The 14,373-nt window shown below is 64.7% G+C and carries 18 protein-coding genes and 1 pseudogene; 9 read left to right on the plus strand and 10 right to left on the minus strand.

All coding sequences use genetic code 11. The annotated features are described in order from the left end of the window. The first annotated feature begins 28 nt into the window (after positions 1–28). On the plus strand, positions 29–505 hold the full coding sequence (locus LH62_RS26280; protein ID WP_369796843.1) for an IS6 family transposase: 477 nt from the start codon (positions 29–31) through the stop codon (positions 503–505). A gap of 1,118 nt (positions 506–1,623) precedes the next feature. Here LH62_RS26280 and LH62_RS26285 read toward each other — a convergent pair. The 3 genes from LH62_RS26285 to LH62_RS26295 all read right to left on the minus strand — a co-directional run bounded on the left by LH62_RS26285 (position 1,624) and on the right by LH62_RS26295 (position 3,454). After that, a complete protein-coding gene (locus tag LH62_RS26285; protein ID WP_043366749.1) occupies positions 1,624–2,412 on the minus strand; it encodes a VOC family protein in 789 nt (262 codons plus the stop codon). Between the two features lie 47 nt (positions 2,413–2,459). Beyond that, positions 2,460–2,615 (minus strand): hypothetical protein, encoded by a 156-nt coding sequence (locus LH62_RS29705; RefSeq protein ID WP_201445666.1) that lies wholly within the window; start codon positions 2,613–2,615, stop codon positions 2,460–2,462. 128 nt (positions 2,616–2,743) lie between these two features. Further along, entirely contained in the window at positions 2,744–3,454 is a 711-nt protein-coding gene (locus LH62_RS26295; protein WP_043366750.1) for an IS6 family transposase, read from the minus strand. 59 nt (positions 3,455–3,513) lie between these two features. Between LH62_RS26295 and LH62_RS30690 the strand changes: the two genes are divergently transcribed. Genes LH62_RS30690 through LH62_RS26305 form a run of 3 tightly spaced genes read left to right on the plus strand, consistent with a single transcriptional unit; the run spans position 3,514 to position 4,371 of the window. After that, complete coding sequence (locus LH62_RS30690; RefSeq protein ID WP_144404716.1) at positions 3,514–3,651, plus strand: KilA-N domain-containing protein; 138 nt, start codon at positions 3,514–3,516, stop codon at positions 3,649–3,651. Positions 3,652–3,708: 57 nt separating this feature from the next. Then, positions 3,709–4,131, plus strand: coding sequence for a KilA-N domain-containing protein (locus LH62_RS26300; RefSeq protein WP_043366752.1), 423 nt, complete (start codon positions 3,709–3,711; stop codon positions 4,129–4,131). Positions 4,132–4,161: 30 nt separating this feature from the next. Continuing rightward, positions 4,162–4,371, plus strand: coding sequence for a hypothetical protein (locus tag LH62_RS26305; RefSeq protein WP_043366753.1), 210 nt, complete (start codon positions 4,162–4,164; stop codon positions 4,369–4,371). Positions 4,372–4,709: 338 nt separating this feature from the next. Here the strand turns inward: LH62_RS26305 and LH62_RS30695 are convergent, their stop codons facing one another. After that, positions 4,710–5,465 (minus strand): hypothetical protein, encoded by a 756-nt coding sequence (locus LH62_RS30695; RefSeq protein ID WP_144404717.1) that lies wholly within the window; start codon positions 5,463–5,465, stop codon positions 4,710–4,712. A 36-nt stretch (positions 5,466–5,501) separates the two neighbouring features. Further along, positions 5,502–6,062, minus strand: coding sequence for a transposase (locus LH62_RS30700; RefSeq protein ID WP_144404718.1), 561 nt, complete (start codon positions 6,060–6,062; stop codon positions 5,502–5,504). 63 nt (positions 6,063–6,125) lie between these two features. On the opposite strand from LH62_RS30700, the gene LH62_RS31690 reads away from it, so the two are divergent. Continuing rightward, positions 6,126–6,419, plus strand: coding sequence for a hypothetical protein (locus tag LH62_RS31690; protein WP_043366755.1), 294 nt, complete (start codon positions 6,126–6,128; stop codon positions 6,417–6,419). 37 nt (positions 6,420–6,456) lie between these two features. Further along, complete coding sequence (locus tag LH62_RS31330; RefSeq protein WP_160299903.1) at positions 6,457–6,630, plus strand: hypothetical protein; 174 nt, start codon at positions 6,457–6,459, stop codon at positions 6,628–6,630. 489 nt (positions 6,631–7,119) lie between these two features. Here LH62_RS31330 and LH62_RS26320 read toward each other — a convergent pair whose 3' ends face one another. Beyond that, complete coding sequence (locus tag LH62_RS26320; RefSeq protein WP_236552702.1) at positions 7,120–8,073, minus strand: hypothetical protein; 954 nt, start codon at positions 8,071–8,073, stop codon at positions 7,120–7,122. A 692-nt stretch (positions 8,074–8,765) separates the two neighbouring features. Here LH62_RS26320 and LH62_RS26325 point away from each other — a divergent pair. Beyond that, positions 8,766–10,223: a calcium-binding protein gene (locus tag LH62_RS26325; protein WP_201445667.1), complete on the plus strand. Its 1,458-nt coding sequence runs from the start codon at positions 8,766–8,768 to the stop codon at positions 10,221–10,223. Positions 10,224–10,298: 75 nt separating this feature from the next. Here the strand turns inward: LH62_RS26325 and LH62_RS30705 are convergent, their stop codons facing one another. The 4 genes from LH62_RS30705 to LH62_RS29720 all read right to left on the minus strand — a co-directional run bounded on the left by LH62_RS30705 (position 10,299) and on the right by LH62_RS29720 (position 13,173). Beyond that, positions 10,299–10,598 (minus strand): hypothetical protein, encoded by a 300-nt coding sequence (locus LH62_RS30705; RefSeq protein WP_144404719.1) that lies wholly within the window; start codon positions 10,596–10,598, stop codon positions 10,299–10,301. Continuing rightward, positions 10,544–11,626 carry an IS110 family transposase gene (locus LH62_RS26330; protein WP_201445670.1) on the minus strand — a complete coding sequence of 361 codons (1,083 nt, stop codon included), beginning with the start codon at positions 11,624–11,626 and terminating at the stop codon, positions 10,544–10,546. Before LH62_RS26330 ends, LH62_RS30705 begins: the two co-directional genes overlap by 55 nt. Further along, positions 11,517–12,242: a winged helix-turn-helix domain-containing protein gene (locus LH62_RS29715; protein WP_082012942.1), complete on the minus strand. Its 726-nt coding sequence runs from the start codon at positions 12,240–12,242 to the stop codon at positions 11,517–11,519. The genes LH62_RS26330 and LH62_RS29715 overlap by 110 nt, the downstream gene beginning before the upstream one ends. Positions 12,243–12,334: 92 nt before the next feature. Further along, positions 12,335–13,173, minus strand: a protein-coding gene (locus LH62_RS29720; RefSeq protein WP_144404448.1) for an IS5 family transposase whose coding sequence is annotated in 2 segments (ribosomal slippage) — positions 12,335–12,786 and positions 12,786–13,173 — 840 coding nt in all. Because the reading frame shifts where the segments join, the coding sequence is not laid out codon by codon here. Between the two features lie 256 nt (positions 13,174–13,429). On the opposite strand from LH62_RS29720, the gene LH62_RS26345 reads away from it, so the two are divergent. Further along, positions 13,430–13,681, plus strand: coding sequence for a CopG family ribbon-helix-helix protein (locus LH62_RS26345; protein WP_043366758.1), 252 nt, complete (start codon positions 13,430–13,432; stop codon positions 13,679–13,681). 455 nt (positions 13,682–14,136) lie between these two features. After that, positions 14,137–14,373 (plus strand): annotated as a pseudogene (locus LH62_RS30710) (hypothetical protein); the annotation flags it as partial.

Below are 14,373 nucleotides of genomic sequence, written 5' to 3' on the forward strand. Positions count from 1 at the left end.
CCGGCCGAGGCCGGGTGACACCTGGCACATGGATGAGGTTTATCTGAAGATCAACGGCGAGCTCTTCTACCTCTGGCGCGCGGTCGACCAGCACGGTGTGGTGCTCGACATCCTCGTGCAGGAAAGGCGCAATGCCACAGCCGCCAAACGCTTCTTCAAACGCCTGCTGGCCGGCCTGAAGTACAAGCCCAGCAAGATCGTCACGGATGGGCTCCGCAGCTATGGCGTCGCCCAGCTCGAGGTCCTGCCCGGTGTGAAGCATCGGACCAGCCGCTACCTGAACAATCGTGCCGAGAATTCCCACCGCCCAACACGACGTCGAGAACGCCAGATGCAGCGCTTCAAGTCACCAGAACAAGCTCAGCGGTTCCTCTCGGCGCACGCGATGATCTATGGTCACTTCCATCCGCGGCGGCACCTGATGGCCGCCGAACAGTACCACCGTTCGCGCGACAAGGCATTCCAGATCTGGCGGCAGGAGACGTGTGCCCAGACGGCAGCGTGAGATCACGCAAGCTCCGTTTTGCGGTCAAACGCGCCCGGTCGTCAAACAATGTGACAATGCCGTTCGGCGTGCTCCATGGCGTCACCATACCATGGTGCGGATCGATAACAGCTGTTCAGCGGCAGCGATGTGCTGCACCGATCTACCTTGCGAGCTCGTTAAAGCAAATGCCGGGTAACGCGACAAAGAAGACAAGCACTTCGTACTCCGTTAAGAGAGCCGCCCCAGATACCCGCAAAATGGACAGAGCATAACCTCCGAGTACTACCTCCTAGAATTTTGAGTATGAAGTGGGTTGGGGTCATGTCAACTGAATGGAGACCACGGCCAGTTCTATATCGTGGAGGCGGCCGTCTCCTAAAAAAGGATACCTATGTCAGACGCTAATCGCGTATTTTCGCACCAATCCAAGCGCACCACATCTTCCAGCCAGACGCGGCAGATTGTCACCGCACCCCGAAAGAACAGCCATGGGACCGTCCGCAGCCGGGTCGTGGAAGTCGTGCATGTTGCGCGGCGTTCGTCAGGTCCGGTCAAGGACCAGCCTTCTTCGACACCATGGCATGCTCATGTGGAAGCTTGGCCCAACGGATTTCGCGCAAAGCCACCGGCGCCAGCGTTGCCGGAGAAGGTGCAACCCACGGCGTCGGAGATCCGGCCTCCTACCGTCCACGTCATGCCGGCGTGGGAGCCATCGGTGCAGCAGCCAGCATCGGCGGATGCTGAGCCCGTCGAAGGGCCGAACAGCACGCAGGCCGTCGAGGGCCTCGACCGATGTGATGCAAAGCCACGTCCGCCGAAGATGACGGTGCGGCGTTTCGCGGACCCCTTTGCCGACGGTGATGACGGTGCCAACTGCATCCGCTGTGGGTATCTTGTCGAGCGGGCCCGGGAAGCGCGTGGCCTGTGGACCTGCTCGAAGTGTAGCTGAAGCGTCTACGGTGACGCGGCCGTAGTGCGCCGATGATCATCGCGGCATCACCGTCTTCTCCAAGTTAAATCATCGTCGGTTCGCACGGCGCTGCGGATGGTGAGCATGGCAATCGATACTGTCCGCTGCGATCTTGAACTCGCTTTTTGGGCAGCGTCGTCATTGCAGAGGATGGCGGTGAAGCAGGTCACGTCGTCTCCGCTTCGTGTCGTGGGCCGACGAAGCCAAATCGAGCGCCGAATGGATCCTCCGCAACCACGGCAAAATCACCGCCGGGGATCTGGTCGGGGCCGCCCAGCACGCGTCCCCCAGCGCCGGTCAGGCGCCCAATGGCAGCGTCGACCTCGGGAACGAGGATGTAGAAGCGCCAGCCAAGGACTTCACCCGGCGGCACGTTCATGGTGGCGCCCAGGCCAACAGGCCCGGCATGGAGGAACTTGTAGTCGCCGAGCGGGCCCATCGGCATCGCGCCCTCATGGCGCCAGCCGAAGAGTGGGCCGCAGAAGCTCATCGCCGCGTCCTGGTCGCGGGCGATGAGCTCGTTCCACACCACATGGCCCGGCGACGCGTCCGCAGGGCCCTGGAAGCTGGTGGACGGCGCCTCACTGGTTCCACGCATGACATAGAAGAGCACGCCTTGCGGGTCGCTCACCATGACCATCCGTCCGACGCCGTCCAGCGTGGTCGGCGGCATGTGGACCTGGCCACCAGCCGCCTGGACCGCGGATACGGTGGTGTCCACATCATCGACGCCGAAATAGCAGGGCCAGCCGGGCGGCATCAGAGCACCCTGCGGCAGCGTCATCAGGCCGCCGACCGCGTCGCCGCGCGGCGACGCGAGAATGCGGTAGTCCATCCCGGGCAGGCCGCTGCTCTTGACCTGCCAGCCGACGACCTCGGTGTAGAAGGCTTCTGCTCGGTCCGCATCCTGGGCGAGGTACTCGTACCAGATCGGCGTGCCATGCGGGTTCGACACCGGATGCTCTCCCGCGACAGTGGATGGGTTCGGGGTCGTCGCCGCCGTCACGCGGGAGCGGTCTGCTCAAAGACGGCGAGGTGGTCGGCCATGGCCTTGCGGTGCGCTGGCGGTGCCTCGCCGCGCGCGACATAGGCGGCGATACCGGGAAAGCGGTCCAGGATGCCGGTGTCGCGTAGCCCGCCAAGCACCGAGACCATCATGAGGTCGCCGACGGTTCTGTTGCGAAGTTTGCGCCAGATTGCAAATGGCCCTGACAGGCTTCGGATCGGCATTGTCACATTGTTTGACGACCGGGCGTGTTTGACCGCAAGATGGAGCTTGCGTGATCTCACGCTGCCGTCTGGGCACACGTCCCCTGCCGCCAGATCTGGAATGCCTTGTCGCGCGAACGGCGGTACTGTCCGGCGGCTATCAGGTGCCGCCGTGGACGGAAGTGACCATAGATCATCGCGTGCGCCGAGAGGAACCACTGAGTTTGTTCTGGTGACTTGAAGCGCTGCATCTGGCGTTCTCGACGTCGCGTTGGGCGGTGGGAATTCTCGGCACGATTGTTCAGGTAGCGGCTGGTCCGATGCTTCACACCGGGCAGAACCTCGCGCTGGGCGACCCCATAGCTGCGGAGCCCATCCGTGACGATCTTGCGGGGCTTGTACTTCAGGCCGGCCAGCAGGCGTTTGAAGAAGCGTTTGGCGGCTGTGGCATTGCGCCTTTCCTGCACGAGGATGTCGAGCACCACACCGTGCTGGTCGACCGCGCGCCAGAGGTAGAAGAGCTCGCCGTTGATCTTCAGGTACACCTCATCCATGTGCCAGGTGTCGCCCGGCCTCGGCCGGCGCTTGCGCAGTTTGGCCGCGAACTCGGTACCGAAGCTGAGGCACCAACGGCGGATACTCTCGTAGCTGACCACCAAGCCGCGCTCAGCCAGGATCAGCTCGATGTCGCGCAGGCTCAGGCTGAACAGGTGATAGAGCCAGATGGCATGGTGGATGACCTCGGCCGGAAAGCGGTAGCCGGGGTAGGTGGTGGGCTCGGTCGACATCCGGCCAGCTTGGCCCAGTCAGCTCATTCCGCCCGTCGTCCAACGACGTGACAATGCCCATGAGACCCATCAACAACCTCAGCTACCACGGCATCCCTGTGCGCCTCCGCGGCGCCATGCTGAACCTGACCGACATGTGGCGGGCAGCAGGCCGCCCGGAGAACCGGCGCCCAGCCGACTGGCTGGCCCTCGAGTAGACCACGCGCTTTCGCGCCCATGCCAGCGCGCACTGGACCGAGCTCGAGGAGCCGGTCATGCCAAATGCCGGCCACGCCGGCATTTGGCACCTCGACACGGATGGCTTCGTCGCCACCGTCCGAGGCCACCTGGGCGGTACCTGGGCCCATTGGCAGCTCGCGCTGTCCTATGCCCGCTACCTCTCGCCGCCCTTCCACCTCTGGTGCAACACCGTCGTCCGGACCGCCATCGAGCAGTCCGCCAACCTGCCCACGGCGGATCACGATCCGCTGGTGTGGCAGTTCGAACGGCAGTTCCGCGACCTGCATCGCCGGCTCGACATCCTCGACCGGCATGCGGCGGACCTGATGCTCCTCGTCCTCTCGGGCCAGGACCTGTTGCTGGGGGAGAGGCGGAAGTTCTCGATAATGAACCGGATCCTCCTGATCCGGGTGGTCGCGGCCGAACCCTATGGTGGCCAGTGCCCCTGCTGCGGCTAGGCGCGTGTCCTCTCCGGGGACGGCCAGCCGGTGCCCGGCGCCGAGCTCGACCACTTCTTCCATCGCGGCCTCAACCGGCCGGAGCATGGTTGGCTGATCTGCGCGGCCTGTCATGGCGAGCTGACCCATGGGGGCTACCTCGTCCGCTTCGCGCGGATGCCCGAGTTCCGGGCCTTCCAGGCCCGTGCGCTCGAGCAGCGCCGCAGGGCACGGCATCACCGTGCCGACCTGGCGACGTAGCCTTCGCTTTCCTGCCATGAATCCATGAAGCCCCATGACCTCCATCCGAGGTCATGGGGCTTCTTGCGTTTCTGAGGTGCGGCAGCTGGATGCAGCTTGCAGGCCTGCCACGTTCAACGCCGGGCGAGGTTGCTGAACCGTCTGTCCGTAGACGCTGCGGACGTGCAGACTGCGATGTCCCTGGACGGGAGGTTGTTCGCGCGATGGCTGTTCCCCATGCAGCGGCTCAGATCTTTCGGGTGTGGAAGTGGCTGTGACATTCACACGGCATCTTTCCGTTCGTGTTCGTCCCCGCGTTCTTATCTTGGCTTTGCACGTGCCGTGACGCTCGTGTGCCATCATGGCGGGCGGCAGACGATGAGCAGCAATCGCTCGATGAGATCGGCTGAGACATTCTGTGCTGTCCCGGCCAACGGCGAGGTAGCAGAAAACTGCGCGCGCCAGAGCTCGCGGCGCACCAGCACGAGAGCGTCGCTGAAGGTTGGTAGCGACTTGCGGTACCAGCGCACACACTCGACCAGCGGTCCACGCTCGGCGGCGAGTTGGTTGGCCCACAGCGTCACGAGTGAGAACAGGGCGAACAGCGCGGGCGTGGTGCGGAGGATGGCCAGGTCGGACCATTGGCGTTGGGTCTCGACGCCGAGGTGACGACGCGCTTCTTCGAATGTGGTCTCGGTGCGCCAGCGGCGAACAAACCACCGCAGGATGTCGGCCGGATCGGCCGCTTGGTCGGTGCACAGAAAAGCCTGCGGCTCCTTCTGGCCATTCGGGTCTCGCACCAGCACCCAGCGGATCGCCACCCGCCGGCCGGGGTGGTGCCAGAGCGCGGTGCCGGAGGCGATGTCGAGCCGGCGCGTGCTGCGGCCATACCAGCCCTCGATGCTGACCCGGCGCCAGGGCGTGCGCCGATGGTGCAGGAGCTCGGACAGACTGGGCAGCCGCGCACCCGTGGCCGGAGATCGCCCTCGCTGCCGCGGCCGGCGCGGCGGCGGTGGTTCGCACAGGCAGGCATCGAGGCGCAGACGGGTGACCACCGTCACGTGCGGCGCGAGGTCGCGCAGCAAGGCGATGGCCGAGAAGCTGCTGTCGGCCACCGCAACAACGCGCCGGCCCGGCAGCCAGCGGGCAACCTACAGCAGCGCCTGCCGGCCCCAGTCCGTGAGCTTCTTGTGTGGCTTGCCCTGATCGGCGGCATACCGCTCGGAGGGCGCCAGCACGGTCAGGAAGGGCAAGCCCCAGACACACCCAGCCCAGGGCACGGGCGCCAGCAGCATGACACACAGCCAACGCAGTCCGCTGGCCTTCACAAAGTGCCCCCGGCTCGAGCGGACCGGATCCCGGTAGATCCCTTTTGCGGCGATGCACGCACCGCGCCGGCGTTCGATGGTGTCGTCGAGCCCGACCACCACCGGGCTGGTCGGCACGAAGGCGGCAACCAACAGCAGCAAGAGCCGATGCGCCAGGGCCCGTGAGCACCAGTGCCCGTGGCTCAACACGCGATGGTAGACGGCAAAGCCGGCCACCTCGCCGAGACCCATGACCCGCAGGGCAGCGGCAACGGTCCGCCGGCCCGGCGCCAGCAGAGCACCACAGACCAGCACGAGCACGTGACGCCAAATCGCGGCGGTGAAGTGGCATCGGAAGGGCTGCATCCAGCCGTCCAGCACCGCGGGACCAACCTTCGGCAACATGGCACATCGCCTCCGCCCGAGCCCCCGCAGCGCAGAACGCGGCAGAAGGCAGGAGGAAGGCTCATGGCCAGCACCCCAGATGACCTGCGCGCCCGGATCGAGGCCTACCCCTGGCCAGCCGGGCGCGGTGGCATTGAGGTGGTGCGCGCCAACAGGGGCTACACGCTCTACAGCCAGCGCACCGGCGGACCTGTCGCCCGGCTGCGCCTAACCGGCCAGGGTGACAGAGTTCAGGTTCTCTGGTGGCGCCGCGAGGCTTGGGGCAACCCGGGCCCGTTCGGCCGCGAGGTCATGCCGCTCGACGACGCTCTCGCCTTTATCGCCGCCGAGGGCTTTTTCTGGATCCAAGCATCATGACGAGATCGTCACAGCATGTGCAAACTCAAGCTTACTGGTGATTTTCGTCATCCAAGCCGAGCCCTCCCCCACCGCCAGCGAGAAAATCAAAGCTTGCGACCGGGCCGTTGATGCGCTGCTCAACAGCCGTGACCTGGTCGAGGTGCAGCGGGCGGGCATCTTGATCGACAACCTGGGTTGCTCGGTGGCAAAGCGGTTGGCACGCCCGTAGCCAGAGTTCCTCATGCGGGGTGTTTGGAGGGCATTGTCACATTGTCTGGTGACCGGGCTCATTTGACTGCGAGACGGAGCTTGCGCGATCTCACGCCGCCATCTGGGAACACGTCTCCTGCCGCCAGATCTGGAAAGCCTTATCGCGCGAACGGCGGTACCGTTCGGCGGCCATCAGGTGCCGCCTCGAACGGAAGTGACCAGAAATCATTGCATGCTCCGAGGAATCGGTGGATTTGCCCGGGTGACTTGAAGCGCTGCATCTGGCGCTCCCGCCGGCGCGTCGGCCTGTGGGAGTTCTCGGCACGATTACTGAGGTAGCGGCTGGTCCGATGCTGCCGACTGGGCAATGCGGAGGCCCGGCAACTCGACCCTTCCACGTCGGCAAATCATGAGCACCACGGTCAGCGGTGTGCGCAGGGGGCGAACCGGCTTGATTTGTGTGGCGTAAATGACGGGACCTCGGTGGCCCCGTCGCTTTGCGTCGTCGTCAGCCGACAGTACGGTTTCCACGCACAAGCAGGGTGTCGCGGGTACCCCTGCGGGCGCCAAGTATGGTCGCTATGGCACCGAGCAGCATGGTCCCGAAAACCGCAAAGGCGGCCATCGAGGTGCCCGAAGCGGCAGCATCTGCCGCGCGGCGCGCAGACTCTTCAGCCTGCCGCGCAGCTTGGGTGGCTTGCTGCTCGGCGACTTGCACACGCGCCTGGGCGTCCTGCGGGCTGAGGTTGTACTCGGCGGCAACCAGCTGGCTCATGCGTTCACGGTCGGCCTGCGACAGCTGGCCCTCAGTGACGCGCCGGGTGACGAGTGTCCCCATTTCCGCCTTGCGCTGGTCCGAGGTCATGCTGGCAGGATTGCCACCCCCGCCGGCCAGCGCGCCTTGCACGCGGTCCACCAAGCCCTGTGTTGCGGATTGCAACCTGCCAGTGTCCGTGCGGTTGGCAACCTGCTGGCCGACTGCCGAGGCGGCGGATCCGGCACCTTGAGCAGCACCGCCCAGGAGGCTGGATACGCCGCTGGTGGCGGTGGAGGCGATACCCGCCACGAGGTTGCCCAGCAGCACGGCGGAAATCAGAAAGGTTGTGCCCCAGACGGCAAGGCCATGCAGGGTGCCATCAGTACGGTCCGCGGTACCCGATAGACGCGCGGCGACGTAGCCACCCACTGCCAGACCAATCAGGTTCGACACCAGGAGCCAAATAGCAGCGCCGATGCCGAAGGAAGAAGCCGACGGAGTGTCGCGCGCGGTGGCGTCAACCGTGGTGGCGCCCACACCGGCACCGAGGGCATTGAGCATGAGCCCGATCGTCACGGCCACTACGGCGCCGGCAAAGACTGCGCCCCATGAAATGCGGGACGGCAGCGATGGAGCGCCCTCGGGGAGGGCCGTTGCCGCGGTGGTGCCAGTGTCGTAGATGCTTGTTCCGCCTGTGGATACCATGTCGACAAATCCTTGCTGTTGAGAAGCCGTTGGAGGGTAGGCCTGAACCAGCACCACGTCATGTTCAATGGCCTGCTACTGGTTCGCTACAACCCGATCCTGGCTCTTCATGCTGCCACGCGGAGCTGAGCCATGGCGGCGATCTTGTGCACTTCGTGTGTGTGCGCGAGCTCCGCGCCCTCCGAGGCACTACGTTCGAACACCGACGCTGCGAGCGGACCACCGCCAGCGATCAAGTAACATAGCCATCAGACTGCTCTCCAGCGAGGGCACGTAACAGCCCCAAGGTCTCAGCAGGAAGTCATGGGGCTTCTGCGTTTCCAAAGTAAGGCGATTTCGGCAGCATCAGGTTTGGAACTTGGTCGCTACGCTTAGTTCGACTTGGCGGTAAAGGGCGAGGGCAGCGAGGTCGTTATCCTCATAGGCCGCGAGCCCCTCGGTGACCGCGCTGATCCCGCGCAAGGACGAAGCCTCCGTCTTGCAGCCTGATGGTAGAGGTGATCTTAGCGGCTCGTAACGTGACCTAATGAACGACTTTTGGGCGGTGGTTGGGCATCAGTCGTGTTGCCATGACACCGAAGAAAAACACTTGATACCGTGTTTCTCGCAGTTGGTTGCGCATCCGGCCACATTGCCTCCCCGTAACCCAAGGGATGAGCCGACGGGTTCATCGTATGGGAGAGATGCACATCATGGCCTGGAAGCACTTTGATTTGGAGTCGATCACCAAATGGTTGAAGAACGGCGAGCGTCCATTCTCTTCTTTCCTTCATGGCCGCAACAACGACCTAGCCATACTGGACGTCACCGGAGACGACACGGTCGCCAAGAATCTCGGCAAGGGTGAGGACACGGTTTTGGTTAAGGGCACGGCCGAGCAAGTGCGCCTGACCTTCACCAGCGCCGAGGTCGGCAACGGCAATCCCCTCGATTCCAACACCATGGCCAAACAGGATGGCGGCCTCGCCGTCCGGCTACAGGCCGAGGACGGTGCCGATAACCTCATCGGTCCGATCAGCCGCTTTGACGACGAGGGAATCACCTTTCGCTCCGCCAGCCCGGGCCTGACCTTCGACGTCCGCGACCTTGTCGCAGGCACCCAGCGCGGTGACCAGTTCGACGCGGTTACCTTGGGCACCGCCAAAAACGACCGTTACGATGAGAGCGGCAGCCGCGAGGCCTATTACATCAATGCCGGCATGGGCAACGACACCCTCATCGGCGGAAAGGGTAATGATTTCCTGGTCAGTGGCGCCGGCGATGATTGGCTGCAGGGTGGCCGTGGCAATGATTCGCTGCTTGGCGGCGCCGGCAACGACACCGCCGTCTTCAAGCCGTCGCGCGACGGAGCGGACACGACTGACCTCGGAGCCGGCAACGACGTAGTGCTGGTGCAGCACGGTCGGGGTGAACAGATCCGCTTGACCTTCACCAGTGCCGAGGTCGGCAACGGCAATGCCAACGACAGCAATACCATGCTGAACCAGGATGGCGGGCTCGCGGTCCGCTTCCAAATGGAAGACGGCGCCGGTGGACTACAGGGCCTAGTCAGTCGGTTCGACGACGAGGGCATCAGCCTCAGGGCAGCCGGCGGCTCCACCTTCGACGTGCGTGACTTGGTTGCGGGCACCCAGCGTGGCGACCAGTTCGAGGTGGTCCAGCTCGGCACCATGGCGAACGACGTCATCGACCACGGGAACGACCGCGAGGCTTACTACGTCAACGCCGGCATGGGCGACGATGTGGTGACCGGTGGCAGAGGCCGCGACTTCCTGGTCGGCGGCGCCGGCAATGATACTCTCAGCGGCGGTGCGGGCCAGGATTCCCTGCTCGGCGGCGGCGGTGTTGATACCTTCGTCTTCAGTGCCTGCGAGACCGGCCCCGACAGCATCGTCGACTTTAACGTTGCCGATGACACCATCCAGCTGAGTGCCCAGGTCTTCCAGGATCTCCCCTCCGGTGCATTGGCAGCAGACGCCTTTGCGCTGCTGTCCGACGGCGAGGCAGCCCAACATCGGGTTCTCTACGACGCGGAGACCGGCAACCTCTTCTTCGATGCGGACGGCGGCTCGCGCGACGATCTCGTCAACTTTGCGAAGCTGACCATGATGCCGGCGGGGGTATCGGCAGCGGACTTCATGATCGCCTGAAAAATTGAAAGGTTGGGGGGAAGCTTCTCCCCAACTTTTACTACCCTTGTGGAATCCGCTTCCTCAGACGGGCTTTCAGGCGAAGACGAGATCTGCGGAGCCGGATGCGGGGGCAGCCATCAAGCTGAGGCTGTCAGCCACTTTTTGCATATCCGTACCCAGTGCCGCGTCACCCAGGCCCATGGCGGCAGTCATCGCGTCGAAGACGTCCGTATTGTCGAGACAGTTTTGACCCATGCCTGCATCGGCGTAGTTCGCCAGCCCCGGATCAACCTTGGTCGCCGCCTCGGCCAGCAGCTCCGCCCCCTTCCCCTGTGCGTTCAGCTCTTCAGCATGGCGCCCTCCGGCACGGCGCCAGTGGTCACGTAGCGCCACAACGCCACGATCAGCTTCCTGGCCATCGCCACCAGCATGATCCGGCGCATGCGTCCCTTGGCGCCAGCCACGCGCTCATGGAACCACCGCGCGAGCGCACTGCCGGGCTGGTGACGCAGCCACAGCCAGGCCAGTTCGATGGCGCTTCTCCTCGCCCGCGGGTTGCCCGACTTGGCGATACCTTGGTCCCGTTCGACCTGGCCGCTTCGCCAGGGGCTCGGGGCGAGACCGAGGTAGCCGCCCACCTCGCGCCGGTTACGGAAGTCACGGAAGAACACCTCGTTGCCAAGCACGGCGGCAAAGGTGGTGCCGATACCGCGCAGTCGGGCGAGCCGGGCGGCGTTGCCCTCCTCCGCCTGTGCTACCGCTTTCTGCTCGGCCTCAACCTCGGCGACCATCTCTATCACCTGCCGTAGGCGCCGGCATTCTCGGAGCAACTCGGCTCGCAGGCAAGGCGCGAGCGGCTGGTCGCCCGGCGTGCGCAGCGCCTCAAGGCGCGCCTGCCAGTCGCCGCGCGTCGGCTCGAAGTCGCGGATGCCCTGCGTCATCAGCAGGCCCTTAATGCGGCTCGTGTGCTGGCCGCGCTCGACCACGAGGCGGGCCCGCTCGCGCGATCGCCGTCGGGCGTCCTCCTGCGCCGGGTTGGGCACGTGCACGACCCGACAGACCTGCGTCTCGCCACGCTCCAGCGCCATCAGCGTGCGCAGCAACCCGGCCGCATCGAGGCGGTCCGTCTTGGCCCGCCGCGCCCGACGGTCGACCAAGATGCTGGCAGCGTCCAAAACGCGGTTCTCGATGCCGCGGGCGCATAGCCAACGGTGCAGCCAGAAACCGTCGTACCCGGCCTCGAAACAGCATGCGACGCGCACGGGCCGACCCATCTTTCCCTCCGCCTGCATCCGCTTACGCGCAATCAGCTCAAGCAGACCTTCGGTGTCGCCGCCCTCCAGCCGGTGCTGGCTGACCTTGTCGACGACCGGCGAGTGCACGGCCACGAGCCAAGTCGAGCGGCTCAGTTCCAGCGCCACGAACAGGGTCGCCGGAGCCGTGTCCGTCAGGGATGGCGTGGAGGGTATCGCGTCCATGGGGAGCCTCCTGGTCCTGATGTCCGGACCCAAGCCTACCAGCGCTCAGCAGTCCGTCGCCCCATAGGATTTTTTTGAACCGCTCCTGGGCGGCGCGGTCGGTCTCGGCGTGGCGCGGCCGCGGCGTCTGCCAGGACAGGTCGAGGCTGTGCATCAGCTTGCCCATCCCGCCCTCGCTGTAGGACACGCCAAAGCGCCGCAGCACGATCTGGCAGAGGTCGATCAACCGCCAAGTCGATACGCCGTCCACCTCGGGATCCGGCCCCTGCAGCACGATCGCCTTCAGGGTCGCCTGCCGACCTTCCGTGGGCCGGCAGGGACGACCATCGCTCCAATCATCCGACAGCCCGGCTGGCCCGCCCCGGTTGTAGCGGATAACCCAGTCTCGCAGCGTCTGCCGGTCCATCCCGGCTACGCGTGCCGCCGCCTCGCGGCTCAGGCCCTCAAGAGCCGCCGCGATCGCCAGCAGGCGCCGCGCTACCCGCAGGTCCCGCTCCGCCTTTGCCAACCGCCGTAGCTCGCCAGGCGGCAAGTCTTCCCGGATCATCAGCGCGGGCATGGTCCGTCCCCAGATGCCATGCCTGCTGGTGAATCACGTCCGGTCGCGTCGGCTCAAGCCCCGAGAGTCAGACCTTCAGAGTCCATCTGGGATCATGTGGTTTTCTGACATAGCCTTCGGAGCATGCGACGGACGGAAGCCCAGCGCAGGAAGGCAAGCGCGCGACGGTTCAGGCACTCCCAATCCTTGGCCAATCGTCGGCAGCGATTGAGCCAGGCGATGGAGCGCTCGACAATCCACCGCTTCGGCAGCACGACGAACTTGCGCAACTCGGACCGCTTGACGATCTCGAGGTTGATCTGGCGACAAGTCGTGCGCAGTCCGGCCTGGAAGTTGGCGCCCTGGTACCCGCCGTCGGCGTAGAGCTTCAGCAGGAAGGGGTAGAGGCCGAACAGCGAGCCCATCAGCAGCACGCCACCATCGCGGTCCTGGATGTCGGCGGCGTGGATGATGGCCTGCATCAGCAGACCTTGGGTGTCGACCAGGACGTGCCGCTTCTTGCCTTTGATCTTCTTGCCCGCGTCGTAGCCCGAGGGGTCGATGCAGCGCCCCCTTTTTCCGCACTCTTCACGCTCTGGCTATCGATGATTGCCGCCGTCGGGCTGGCCTCGCGTCCAGCCTGCTCCCGGCACAGCACGTAGAGCGCGTAGTGGATGCGGTCGAGCGTCCGGTCCTCATCCCAGCGCCGGAGGTAGTCGTTCACCGTGCTCCGCGGCGGCAGGTCTTTCGGCAGCGCCGCCCATTGGCAGCCGGTGCTCAGGATGTACATCACCCCATTCAGCACCGCGCGCACGTCGATCGTCCGCTTGTTGCCGCCGCCCTTCGCACCCGGGATCAAAGGGCTGATCATCGACCACTCCTCGTCGGTCAGATCACTCGGGTAGCGCAGCTTGCTGCGGTCGTATTTTGGCCGGTTCTCGGGCGTCCACATGGACGCCCTTCTTCCCGCACCCGCCGCCGGCAGCCAATCACAACCGATTCAAATCACTCGATCTGTTCCCGGATGAACACTCAGACGCTGAGTATTAGTAGGTCGTTTTGGACCCGGTTGAAGTTTCTCCGTGGTTTGGGTGCCGTGCGGCTAGGGTTAGGTTGCCGCCTAGCTGATGCTACCCTGAAGGCACGTGAAAGCGATGTTTGTATTACGTTGTCTTACGCTATAATATGTCGTCATACAGGAGGATCTGATGGCTGACTCAGATGCTGTGTCGGTGACGGTTCGCATGCCGGCCGAGCGGCGCGACGCCTTGGATGGGATGGCGCGAGCCCTCGACCGAGATCGAAGTTATCTGGTGAACGAAGCCATCGCCCAGTTCATCGAGGCCCAGACGGCTTGGGCCGCCCACCTCCAGGAGGCGGTGCGCCAGGCAGATGCCGGCGAGTTCGCCAGCTCGGACGAGATAGCCGCAGCCTTCGCTCCTCGGGCCCGGCAGGGGTGATCTCGATTGCCTTCACTCGGCTGGCGATTGCGGACGTGCGCCGTGCACGGGAGACTATCATTGCCAGCCACCCGCAGGGACCCCGTGTCGGCAAGGTATTAGCCGACGATGTCGCAGCACGACTGGCCCATGCAATCGAGGGGCTGCGCGACTTTCCACGCGTAGGGCATGCCGGGGCTGTGCCGGGGGTGCTTGAGATCGTGGTCCCGGGGCCGACACGACGCACGACCCTTACAGTTGGCTACCAGCTACGCGGCAACCGCATCATCGTCCTCGGCATCACCTGGGGCGGTAGGACTTTTAGCGAGTTGGGACGTCCAGGGGATGAGCCTTGAAAGCCTCTTTCAAGCAAGAGGTCATACCAGCCGCCCTAGTGAGTGACTGCTTCGGGTCCAAACTGGGTGAAAACAGTCCGGATTGATAGATTGAGGCTCTGCTGATTGGGGTGGATCAGGATGACACGGTTCGTCGAAGGTGCTGACCGCCGTCAGACGATGTTGCTTCCCGACCAAATGGATAACTACGTGACAGAGGAGAACCCGGTCCGCGCTGTCGATGCCTTCGTCGATGCGCTGGACCTGGCTGCACTGGGCTTCGAGGGTGTGGCGCCAGAGAGGACGGGCCGGCACCGTCAACTTGCCGGCCTTTGCCGCCGCGCTGGCATGCCGAAGGCGACGCACAACAGAGTTCAG

The organism is Belnapia sp. F-4-1 (assembly GCF_000802185.1).
GTDB lineage: Bacteria > Pseudomonadota > Alphaproteobacteria > Acetobacterales > Acetobacteraceae > Belnapia.

Bases quoted from the DNA above. Each gene is read 5' to 3' on its own strand.
- LH62_RS29715 (WP_082012942.1), bottom strand. From the start codon at position 12,242: ATGCCCGCGCTGATGATCCGGGAAGACTTGCCGCCTGGCGAGCTACGG.
- LH62_RS26325 (WP_201445667.1), top strand. From the start codon at position 8,766: ATGGCCTGGAAGCACTTTGATTTGGAGTCGATCACCAAATGGTTGAAG.
- LH62_RS26280 (WP_369796843.1), top strand. From the start codon at position 29: ATGGATGAGGTTTATCTGAAGATCAACGGCGAGCTCTTCTACCTCTGG.
- LH62_RS30690 (WP_144404716.1), top strand. From the start codon at position 3,514: ATGAGACCCATCAACAACCTCAGCTACCACGGCATCCCTGTGCGCCTC.
- LH62_RS26320 (WP_236552702.1), bottom strand. From the start codon at position 8,073: ATGGTATCCACAGGCGGAACAAGCATCTACGACACTGGCACCACCGCG.
- LH62_RS31690 (WP_043366755.1), top strand. From the start codon at position 6,126: ATGGCCAGCACCCCAGATGACCTGCGCGCCCGGATCGAGGCCTACCCC.
- LH62_RS29705 (WP_201445666.1), bottom strand. From the start codon at position 2,615: ATGATGGTCTCGGTGCTTGGCGGGCTACGCGACACCGGCATCCTGGAC.
- LH62_RS26295 (WP_043366750.1), bottom strand. From the start codon at position 3,454: ATGTCGACCGAGCCCACCACCTACCCCGGCTACCGCTTTCCGGCCGAG.
- LH62_RS26300 (WP_043366752.1), top strand. From the start codon at position 3,709: ATGCCAAATGCCGGCCACGCCGGCATTTGGCACCTCGACACGGATGGC.
- LH62_RS26345 (WP_043366758.1), top strand. From the start codon at position 13,430: ATGGCTGACTCAGATGCTGTGTCGGTGACGGTTCGCATGCCGGCCGAG.
- LH62_RS30700 (WP_144404718.1), bottom strand. From the start codon at position 6,062: ATGTTGCCGAAGGTTGGTCCCGCGGTGCTGGACGGCTGGATGCAGCCC.